The sequence below is a fragment of the Streptomyces sp. NPDC025806 genome (genome assembly GCF_055558275.1).
Genome location: NZ_JBVHMU010000037.1, coordinates 24,097 through 33,943, shown reverse-complemented (window position 1 = coordinate 33,943; position 9,847 = coordinate 24,097). Strand labels below are relative to the sequence as shown.

Here is a 9,847-nt window from a genome sequence, read left to right as displayed (position 1 = left end):
GAGCACGGTTTCCAGAAGGCGGAGATCGAGCGTTCGGCGTATCGGATCGCGCAGGAGACCGATGCGGGTGAGCGGGTCGTGGTGGGGGTCAACCGTTTCCAGCTCGACGAGGAGGAGCCCTACGAGCCGCTCCGCGTCGACCCGGCGATCGAGGCCCAGCAGGCGGAGCGTCTGGCGCGGCTGCGCGCGGAGCGGGACCAGGAGGCGGTGGACACGGCACTGTCCGCCCTGAAAAAGGCGGCCGAGGGCGAGGACAACGTCCTCTATCCCATGAAGGACGCCCTGCGCGCCCGCGCCACGGTCGGCGAGGTCTGCGACGCGCTCCGCGAGGTCTGGGGCACCTACATCCCGTCCGACACCTTCTGACCCACCCCGCCAGAGGCACGGGGCTGTATCCGATCAGCGACTCCGTCGCGGGGCGCGAGCAACCTGCCCCTGGGGGCGCACGGAGTGCGCCTTTCAGGGGCGCGGGGAACTGCGCGAGCAACCACGACGGCGCGATACCCGGCGATGGCGCTCGGCCCCCGCGGCGGTGGTGCTGCGGCACCCGGCGATGAAGCTCCCCCCGCCCGGCCAGGGCAACCGCGTCCGGGATGCGGAATCGGTTGGGGGTATTTCGTATGGTCGTGCGACACTCCGCCCATGCTGGGTGTCATCGATCTGCCGACCTATCTCGCGGGGCTCGTCCTCATCGTCCTTTTGCCGGGGCCGAACTCGCTGTACGTGCTCTCCGTCGCGGCCCGCAAGGGCATACGCACCGGCTACAAGGCCGCCGCCGGTGTCTGGTGCGGGGACACCGTGCTGATGACGCTGTCGGCCGCGGGGGTCGCCTCCCTGCTCCAGGCCAACGCCGTGCTGTTCGGGATCGTGAAGTACGTGGGCGCCGGCTATCTGACCTGGCTCGCCGTCGGGATGCTCCGCGCGGCCTGGAGCATGTGGCGCACCCGCCGCGAGCGGCTCGCCGCCCGGACCGGTGCGGACGAGGCGCCGGAGGCCCAGGAGCGGCCCTTCCGCAGGGCGTTCGTCATCAGCCTGCTGAACCCGAAGGCGATCCTGTTCTTCATCGCCTTCTTCGTGCAGTTCGTCGACCCCTCGTACGCGTACCCGGCGCTGTCCTTCGTGATCCTCGGCGCCTTCGCGCAGGCCGCGAGCGTGCTCTATCTGTCGGCCCTGATCTTCAGCGGCACCCGCCTGGCCGCCGCGTTCCAGCGGCGCCGGCGGCTGTCGGCGGGCGCGACCTCCGCAGCCGGCGTCCTCTTCCTCGGCTTCGCCGTGAAGCTGTCGCTGGCCAGCGCCTAAGCGACCGGCGCCTGAGCGGCCAGCGCCTAAGCGACCGGCGGCTGAGCGGACAGCGCCCTGCGCAGCCGGGGCGTCGCCCACTCCTCCACGTAGCGGTTCAGCAGCCACGCCAGGGCCAGCATCGCGGCGATCGTTCCTGCGAACGTGGCCCAGGACGGCAGGCCCACGCGCTGGTGCAGGAAGCCGATCGTCACCCAGCCCAGGTGTTCGTGCACCAGGTAGAACGGGTACGTGAGCGCGCCCGCGACGGTCAGCCACCGCCAGTTCGCCCACCGGAACCACCCGAGGGCCACCGCCGCCACCGCCGCGAAGCCGAGGGTGACGATCGCGATGATCACCGAGGTGTGGCGGTAGGAGAAGAAGGCCGGGTTCGGGGCGTGCCACAGGCCGGCCACCGCGTAGTGCTGCCCGACGAGCCAGCCGACCGCGACGACGCCCCACGCGGTGGCGTCCCGCCGGTTCCGGTGCACCAGGTACAGGCCGATGCCGCCGATGAAGAACGGCGCGTACTCCGGCATCAGGACGAGTTCGAGCAGCGGCTCGTTCGAGGCGTCGGCCAGCGCCGCCGCCATCGTCCACACCGCGCAGAACAGCAGCACCCGGTGGCGCGAGGCGCCGGGCAGGACGACGAACAGGGCGAACAGCGCGTAGAAGCGGATCTCCGCCCACAGCGTCCAGCACACCCCGAGCACCCGGTGCGCGCCGAGCGGCTGCTGGAGCATGGTCAGGTTCACCAGGGCGTCGCTGGGCCCGACGGCCTCGTAGGCGACGACCGGCAGCGCGAAGACCGCCGTGACCAGCACGATCGCCACCCAGTAGGACGGCAGCAGCCGGGACGCGCGCGAGGCGAAGAAGGAGCGCAGCGGCCGGCCCCAGCCGCTCATGCAGATCACGAACCCGCTGATGACGAAGAAGATCTGCACCCCGAGACAGCCGTACGCGAACCAGCCGTGGAGCGAGGGGAACTGCTCGGCCGGTGAGCTGCCCCAGGCGCGGGACACCTCACCGCCCCGCCCGCCGTAGTGGTAGGCCGCGACCATCAGCGCGGCGACGAGCCGCAGCCCGTCGAGGGCGTACAGGCGCGGCACGGCACGCTGGACGGCCGGTGGCGGCGGGCCGGTGTCCACCCCGTCCGGGACGGGTATGGCGGAGGCTGCGGTCGTGCCGGTGACGGTCATCCGAGTGCGGCTCGCTTGAAGGATCGGGCCCGCCGCGCGACCCGGCGCACCGCGGCGTTGCGCGGGATGAAGGCGAGCTGGGTCGGGACGGCCCCGGGCAGGCCGAGCGAGGTCAGCCGGCGGCGCTTGAAGTACCGCCAGGTGTGCGCGTTCAGGTGCGCGGAGAGGTAGCGTTCGGCGGCCGGGCGCAGGTCCGGGTAGATCTTCGCCTGCATCGCGAAGCCGACCGCCCGCAGCAGCTCCGTCAACTCGGCGACGGAGAAGCCCTGTTCCTGGGACTCGACGCCCGCGCGGTCGGTCAGCTCGGGCAGCAGCGCGTCGACGATCGTGACGGGCACCCGGTTGCTGTTCTGGTACGGCGCGAGCCGGTCCAGCAGGGTGTCGGTGCCGACGCGGGCCACCGGGATCCCGTACAGGGCGGACGCCGTGAGCAGGGCCGTCGAGAAGCAGCCGACGACGAGGGCCGGGCGGGTCCGCTGGTAGAGGACCTCGGCGAGGACCGGGGTGTCGAGGACGGTGAGCTCGACACCGAGCGCCTCCGCCTCCTTTTCCAGCGTGCGCGACCAGCGGGCCGGAGCCGTCGGGTGCGGCTTGAACACGATGCTGCGGTGACCGAGTTCGACGGCGCCGCGCATCATCTGGACGTGCAGCTCCTCTTCCTCCTCCGCGCTGAGGATGTCGAGCGCGGAGAGGTACTGGCCGAGCAGCAGGGCCGGTTCGCCGGGGACCTCGGGCAACGACTCGGCCGTGTCGCCGAGTTCGGCGAGGACCTTGACGAAGGCCTCCGTCGGGACGATCTCCGGCGAGACGCCGAACTCGGTGAGCAGCAGCGGCCGCAGCCCCGGCACCAGGTCCAGGTGGAGGAGGCGGCGCACCCGGGTGCCGACCAGCGGGTCGATCTTGTTGCGGGTGGGGCCGTAGCTCATCAGGCCGTCCGCGTACACGTCGACGGGCGCGCCGGTGAAGATCTGCGCGACGGCCATGGCCGGGTTGACCTGGATCGACTCGACGGCGAGCTCGATGTCGTCGTCGCCCAGGTTCCACAGGAGCCTCAAGTAGCGCTCCCAGAGCGGGAGATCGTCCGGTCGGGGCGCCCAGCCGCCGGGGTGGAACGGGGCGATCGCCTCGTTCCACGACAGCACGTCGTCGAACCGGTCGCGCAGCCGCTCGAAGCCCGGCATCACGTCGACCGACGGCGTCGTCTCGGGTGTCGCCGCGTTGTTGGCGACGAGGAGGATCGTGCGGTCGACGGGCGTGAACGCCTCGGCGTCGAGCGCCGCCGCCAGGGTGGCCGTGCCGTACAGCGTGGAGGCGAGAAGGATGCGGGTGGTCACGCGGCGGCCTCCGCACTGACGGGGCGGCGGCGCAGCCGGCGCAGCCGGGTCGCGCGCTGGAGGTCCATCGAGTCGAGCGCGTCGTCCAGCACCTGCTGCGGCATGCGCTTGAGCGCCGCCGCGCTGAGGGACTTCAATTTCCGCGCCACGGGCGGTTCGAACCTTTCGATGGATCCCAGATGATGGGAAATGATGGCGCAATAAGTGCGCACCGCTTTCGGAAGAAGCCGGTCGGCGTCCCGGTCCTGCGCGGTTTCCCGTACGACCTGGTCGAATGCGCGAATGAAATCGAGCTGCCGCACGTCGCCGATCTGGGTGAGCGATGAGGCGACTCCGCGCCGGTAGAAGACGCCGAGAAGTCCGACGGCCGCGAAGGATTTCGCCTCGCGGTGCAGCCGCCAGATCCACGGCCGGTCCTCCGCCGTGCGCAGCCCGTCCGTGAAGTGCAGCAGCCCCTGGTCGGCCAGCCTGCGGTGATAGATGCCGGCCCACGCGTACGCGTAGTCGACGGACGTCGAGCGGTCCGCCGGCAGGATCGCCTCGCGCGGGTCCATGACGACGTCGCGCAGCCCGTGCGGCACCCGGTGCACGGAGCGGGCCCGCGCGGTGCACTGCACATGGTCCGTACGGACGAAATCGCAGCCCAGACCCTCTATGGCGGACACCAGTTGCCCGTAGTACCCGGGCGCGAGCCAGTCGTCCCCGTCCAGGAACGTCAGGTATTCGCCGCGCGCCCGGTCCAGGCCCGTGTTGCGCGCGGTGGCGAGTCCCCCGTTCGTCTCGTGTCTGACGACGACCGCGCCCGGAAGCTCGCGCTCGGCGCGCGCGAGAATGTCCGGGGTCTCGTCCCTGGAACAGTCGTCGACGAGAATGAATTCGAAGTCTTCACGTGCGTTGGCGCGCAGACTTCTGAGCGTGTCGGGCGCGTATTGCTGCACGTTGTAGAACGGCACGATGACGGAGAGCTTGACCACGTCCGTGACGTTAGGCGGCCCGCCCGGCATTCGTCTTGACCGTCACCTTGATGCCAGGTGAACGACGTGTGGCGGGACCATGAACCAGCCCCGGCACGACCCGGATCCCGGCCGGAATCCCCATTCGTCGGTGTGCTGTTAACCGTTTGTTGCACTCCGGTTGGGCCGCGGCTCGAAATGCCTTCCTAGCTTTCTCGACGTGCCAGCAAGGAACGAGAAGACCCCCCGGGTCGCCGTGCTCGCGGACTCCGACACCCGATGGAAATGGGGTGCCCTGACCGCGGCCCGGCTCCGCAGCGAAGACGTCACCCTCGACGGCTTCCTGCTGCGCGGCCGAGCGACCCCCACCCCCCGCCAGCTCACCGAGGTCGGCGTGCGCGCCGACCGGCTGCGCGAGGTCACCGCGGTCGAGTTCCTGCGCGAGATGGAACGCGCACCCGAAGCGTACGACGTGGTCGTCCTCGCCCTCGTGGGCGGAGCCGTCCAGGCCGTACTGCACGGACTCGCCCACGCCTGGCGCGGCGTGACCCGCAGGCCCGTCGTCGTCACCGGCTACGTCGGCGTCGTCTACGAGAAGCTCGCCGACGGCCTGCTCCTGCGCCACGGCGCGGACGTCGTCCTCGCCAACTCGGCCTACGACGCGGACCGGTTCCGCGCCGTGTACGAGGGCGTGGGCGCCGACGCGGGCTCCGTCACCGAGTGCGCGCTGCCCTTCCTCGGCGGGGCGCCCTACGAGAAGCCGCACGACCCGTACACCGTGGTCTTCGCCGCCCAGCCGTCCGTCCCGGACACCGTGGCCGACCGCAGGTACCTCCTCGAACGGCTCGTCCGGCACGCGACGGCGCACCCCGACCGCGAGGTGCTCCTCAAGCTGCGCAGCAAGCCCGGCGAACACACCACGCACATCGAGGAGACCCCCTACCAGAAGCTCGCCCAGCGCCTCGAACTCCCGCCCAACGTCCGGCTCGTGTACGGGAACATGGGCGAGGTCCTCGACCGCACCGACCTTCTCGTCACGGTCAGCTCCACCGCCGCCCTCGAAGCCCTGCACCGGCGCATTCCGACCGTGCTGCTCACCGACCTGGGTGTGCGCGAGGCGCTCGGCAACCACCACTTCACCGGCTCCGGCTGCCTGCTGTCCTGGGACCGGATCGACGCCGGCGAACTGCCCGCGCCGGACCCCGACTGGGTCGCCAGGCAGGGCGTCGCCGCCGACGGCACGTACGGGCAGGCCTTCGACGGCGCCCGCGCCAAGGTCGACGCGCTGCTCGCCGCCGACCGGCCCGCCATCGCGCCGTACTACAGCCGCACCACCGCCCCCGGCTACCTGCCGCGGATCCTCGCCCGCCACCACCTCGCGCCCGACGGCAGCCCGCTGCCCGGCGCCCCGGCCGGCGACCGCGACCCCTCGGCCGTGCGCCAGATCGTGCGCCGCGCCGCCCGCGGCGCCTACCGCCACGGCGTCCAGCGCGTCGCCCCCGTGATCCGCCGGATGGGCGAGCTGTGACCGCCCCCGAAGACCGCTCCGGCCGCTGTGACCGGCCCCGACTGCCCGAAGGAGAAGCGCAGATGACCGACCCCGACGGCGGCACCGCCGCTCCCGTACGCCGCGTGCTCGCGGTGATCCCCGCCCGCGGCGGCTCCAAGGGAGTGCCCGCCAAGAACCTCGCGCCGGTCGGCGGCGTCCCCCTGGTGACCCGCGCCGTGCGCGAGTGCCTCGCCACCCGGTACGTCACCGACGTGGTCGTCTCCACGGACGACGCGGCCATCGCCGCCGCCGCCCGCGAGGCCGGCGCCGAGGTCGTCACCCGGCCCGCCGCCATCGCCGGCGACACGGCCACCTCCGAAGCCGCCGTGCTGCACGCCATGGACACCCACGAAGGGCTCCAGGGCGCGTCCGTCGACGTCGTCCTCCTCGTCCAGTGCACCAGCCCCTTCCTGGTCCGCGAGGACATCGACGGCGTGGTCCGCGCCGTCGTCGAGGAAGGCGCCGACAGCGCCCTGACCGTCGCCCCGTTCCACGGCTTCGTGTGGCGCGAAGGGACCGAGGGCACGGCGGAACCCGGCAGCCACGGCGTCAACCACGACAAGTCCTTCCGGCCCCGCCGCCAGGACCGCCCCCAGGACCTCCTGGAGACCGGCGCCGTCTACGCCATGGACGCCCGCGGCTTCCGCCGCCACGCGCACCGCTTCTTCGGCCGTACGGAACTCGTCCGCACCGACCCCGCCCGGGTCCTGGAGATCGACGACCCGCACGACCTCGCCCGCGCCCGCGCGCTGGCCCCCCTCTTCGACACCGCGGCACGCACCCTCCCCACCCGGGAGGACATCGACGCGGTCGTCCTCGACTTCGACGGCACCCAGACCGACGACAAGGTGCTGATCGACGCCGACGGACGGGAGTTCGTCACCGTGCACCGCGGTGACGGACTCGGCATCGCGGCCCTCCGCAGGAGCGGCCTGAACATGCTGATCCTGTCCACGGAAGTGAACCCGGTCGTCGCCGCCCGGGCCCGGAAGCTCAAGATCCCGGTCCTGCACGGCATCGACCGCAAGGACCTCGCACTCAAGCAGTGGTGCGAGGAACAGGGCATCGCGCCGGAGCGCGTGCTCTACGTCGGCAACGACGTCAACGACCTCCCGAGCTTCGCCGTCGCCGGCTGGCCCGTGGCGGTCGCGAGCGCCCACGACGTCGTGCGCGGCGCCGCACGCGCGGTCACCACCCTCCCCGGTGGCGAAGGCGCGATCCGGGAGATCGCCGGCTGGATCCTCGGCCCCTCCCTCACCTCTCGCGACTCTCTCGAACCCCTCGAAAACAAGTAAGGAACGTGTGACCCACATGTCTGCTGACAACTCCCGCCTCCGCACCTTCGGTTCGCGCACCGCGGGCCCCGGCCGCCCCGTGTACGTCACCGGCGAGATCGGCATCAACCACAACGGTGACCTGGAGAACGCGTTCAAGCTGATCGACGCCGCCGCCGAAGCCGGCTGCGACGCCGTCAAGTTCCAGAAGCGCACCCCCGAGATCTGCACCCCGCGCGACCAGTGGGACATCGAGCGGGACACCCCCTGGGGCCGCATGACGTACATCGACTACCGCCACCGCGTCGAGTTCGGCGAGGACGAGTACCGCCAGATCGACACCTACTGCAAGAAGAAGGGGATCGACTGGTTCGCCTCCCCGTGGGACACCGAGGCCGTCGCCTTCCTGGAGAAGTTCGACGTCCCCGCCCACAAGGTGGCCTCCGCCTCCCTGACCGACGACGAGCTGCTGCGCGCCCTGCGCGCCACCGGCCGCACCGTCATCCTCTCCACCGGCATGTCGACCCCGAAGCAGATCCGCCACGCGGTCGAGGTCCTCGGCTCCGACAACATCCTGCTCTGCCACGCCACGTCGACGTACCCGGCCAAGGCCGAGGAGCTCAACCTGCGCGTCATCAACACCCTCCAGGCCGAGTATCCGAACGTCCCGATCGGCTACTCCGGCCACGAGACCGGCCTCCAGACCACCCTCGCGGCGGTCGCCCTCGGCGCCACCTTCGTCGAGCGCCACATCACCCTCGACCGCGCCATGTGGGGCTCCGACCAGGCCGCCTCCGTCGAGCCGCAGGGCCTCACCCGCCTCGTCCGCGACATCCGCACCATCGAGGCCTCCCTCGGTGACGGCGTCAAGAAGGTCTACGAGTCCGAGCTCGGCCCGATGAAGAAGCTGCGCCGCGTCGCGGGCGTCGTCGCCGAGTCGGAGATCGCCGACGCCGCCGGCGAGCCGGTCGGCGTCTGACCTTCCCCACCGACGGTCCGGCGCCCGAAACCCCGGCGCCGGACCGTCTCGGTGTCCCTCAGGAGGGGCCGCATGTCCAGCAGCAGTACGTTCAGCAGCACGCTGTGCTTCGTCGAGAGCCCGGTGCAGCTTCTCAACGTCCTGGAGTGGGCGCACCTGGACGGGGCCACCGCGACCGTCGTGGTCCTCTCGCCCACCGACCCCATGACCCGCGGCCAGCTCCGCCGCATGGCCGAGCTCGCCCGCGCCGACGGGCACACCGTGCGCTGGGAGGAGGCGCGCGGCGGACCCGCCGCCCCGTTCCAGACCATCGGCGGACTCGCCGGGCTGCTGCGCGGCGCCGACCGGATCGTCATCGGCGACCCGTTCTCCCGCTACGTCCAGCTGCTGCTGACCATCACCCGGGCCCGCGACCTCGTCGTCGTCGACGACGGCACGGCCACCATGGAGTTCGTCTCCCAGCTGGCCCGGGGCGAGCGGCTCGTCCGGTGGCACCGGCGCGGCGGCCGCCCCGGCCCCCGCGACCTCGTCTTCGCCCCCGTGTCCGCCGCCGCCCGCCGCCGGCTCACCCCGGCGCCCGGCCGCACCACCGTCTCCCTGTTCACGTCGATGCCCGTGGACGAGACCCCCGACGGCGTCACCGTCACCACCAACGCCTACGCCTGGACCCGGGCCCGCTTCGGCCCGCCCCGCGTCACCCGCGGCGCCGACCTCGTCGGCACGTCACTGGTCGAGACAGGCGTTGTCGACCTCGACCGCTACCTCCAGGCGGTCAGCGTCCTCGCCGCCGCGCACGGCGCCACCCGCTACTTCGCGCACCGCCGCGAGAGCGCCGACAAGCTGCACCGCCTCGCCGGCGAGACCGGCCTCGAAGTGGTCCGCCCCGATCTGCCCCTCGAACTGATCGCCCGCCGCGGCCCCATCGGCGGCACGATCCTCAGCTTCCCGTCCACGGTCGTGCACACCCTGCCGATCGCCCTGGAGGGCACCGGCGTCAAGGTCGCGGTCTGCGAGATCGACCCGAGCTGGCTCAGCGAGGGCGTCTCCGACCACGCCCAGGGCTTCCTGCGCGGCATCGCCGGCTCGGCACGGGGAGTGCGCACGGTCTGACCCCGGGTCCTCCACGCGGACCCCAGGAACAGCGCCCACACCAGCGCCCCGCGACCTGCCGTCGGGCAGATGCAGCGCGTCCCCGGCGGGCAGCCGGTGGCCGTCGGCCCAGAGGTCGCCGACACTGGTGGAAGAAAGAGAGGTCATACCCGCCCCGGGTGATCAGCATGC

Annotated in this window: 9 protein-coding genes; 6 read left to right on the top strand and 3 right to left on the bottom strand. The window is 72.0% G+C overall.

Going from position 1 to position 9,847, the window contains the following annotated elements:
• Together ACZ4E1_RS39255 and leuE are read left to right on the top strand one after the other, a co-directional pair.
• Positions 1–366, top strand: a 366-nt coding sequence (locus ACZ4E1_RS39255) for a methylmalonyl-CoA mutase family protein (protein ID WP_467548623.1), incomplete at its 5' end; no start/stop codon positions are given.
• 276 nt (positions 367–642) lie between these two features.
• Entirely contained in the window at positions 643–1,299 is a 657-nt protein-coding gene (gene leuE / locus ACZ4E1_RS39250) for a leucine efflux protein LeuE (RefSeq protein ID WP_467548621.1), read from the top strand.
• Between the two features lie 26 nt (positions 1,300–1,325).
• Here leuE and ACZ4E1_RS39245 read toward each other — a convergent pair whose 3' ends face one another.
• From ACZ4E1_RS39245 to ACZ4E1_RS39235, 3 genes are read right to left on the bottom strand one after another with little or no spacing between them, the layout of a single operon-like run.
• Positions 1,326–2,477 carry an acyltransferase family protein gene (locus ACZ4E1_RS39245; protein WP_467548619.1) on the bottom strand — a complete coding sequence of 384 codons (1,152 nt, stop codon included), beginning with the start codon at positions 2,475–2,477 and terminating at the stop codon, positions 1,326–1,328.
• Positions 2,474–3,811 carry a polysialyltransferase family glycosyltransferase gene (locus tag ACZ4E1_RS39240; protein ID WP_467548617.1) on the bottom strand — a complete coding sequence of 446 codons (1,338 nt, stop codon included), beginning with the start codon at positions 3,809–3,811 and terminating at the stop codon, positions 2,474–2,476. Before ACZ4E1_RS39240 ends, ACZ4E1_RS39245 begins: the two co-directional genes overlap by 4 nt.
• Positions 3,808–4,785, bottom strand: coding sequence for a glycosyltransferase family 2 protein (locus ACZ4E1_RS39235; protein ID WP_467548629.1), 978 nt, complete (start codon positions 4,783–4,785; stop codon positions 3,808–3,810). Before ACZ4E1_RS39235 ends, ACZ4E1_RS39240 begins: the two co-directional genes overlap by 4 nt.
• 199 nt (positions 4,786–4,984) lie before the next feature.
• On the opposite strand from ACZ4E1_RS39235, the gene ACZ4E1_RS39230 reads away from it, so the two are divergent.
• From ACZ4E1_RS39230 to ACZ4E1_RS39215, 4 genes are all read left to right on the top strand, one after another.
• Entirely contained in the window at positions 4,985–6,292 is a 1,308-nt protein-coding gene (locus ACZ4E1_RS39230) for a DUF6716 putative glycosyltransferase (protein ID WP_467548615.1), read from the top strand.
• Positions 6,293–6,354: 62 nt separating this feature from the next.
• On the top strand, positions 6,355–7,608 hold the full coding sequence (locus ACZ4E1_RS39225; protein WP_467548613.1) for a cytidylyltransferase domain-containing protein: 1,254 nt from the start codon (positions 6,355–6,357) through the stop codon (positions 7,606–7,608).
• Between the two features lie 16 nt (positions 7,609–7,624).
• Positions 7,625–8,566, top strand: coding sequence for an N-acetylneuraminate synthase family protein (locus ACZ4E1_RS39220; protein ID WP_188337231.1), 942 nt, complete (start codon positions 7,625–7,627; stop codon positions 8,564–8,566).
• A 72-nt stretch (positions 8,567–8,638) separates the two neighbouring features.
• Positions 8,639–9,676 carry a hypothetical protein gene (locus ACZ4E1_RS39215; protein ID WP_467548610.1) on the top strand — a complete coding sequence of 346 codons (1,038 nt, stop codon included), beginning with the start codon at positions 8,639–8,641 and terminating at the stop codon, positions 9,674–9,676.
• Positions 9,677–9,847 lie beyond the last annotated feature (171 nt).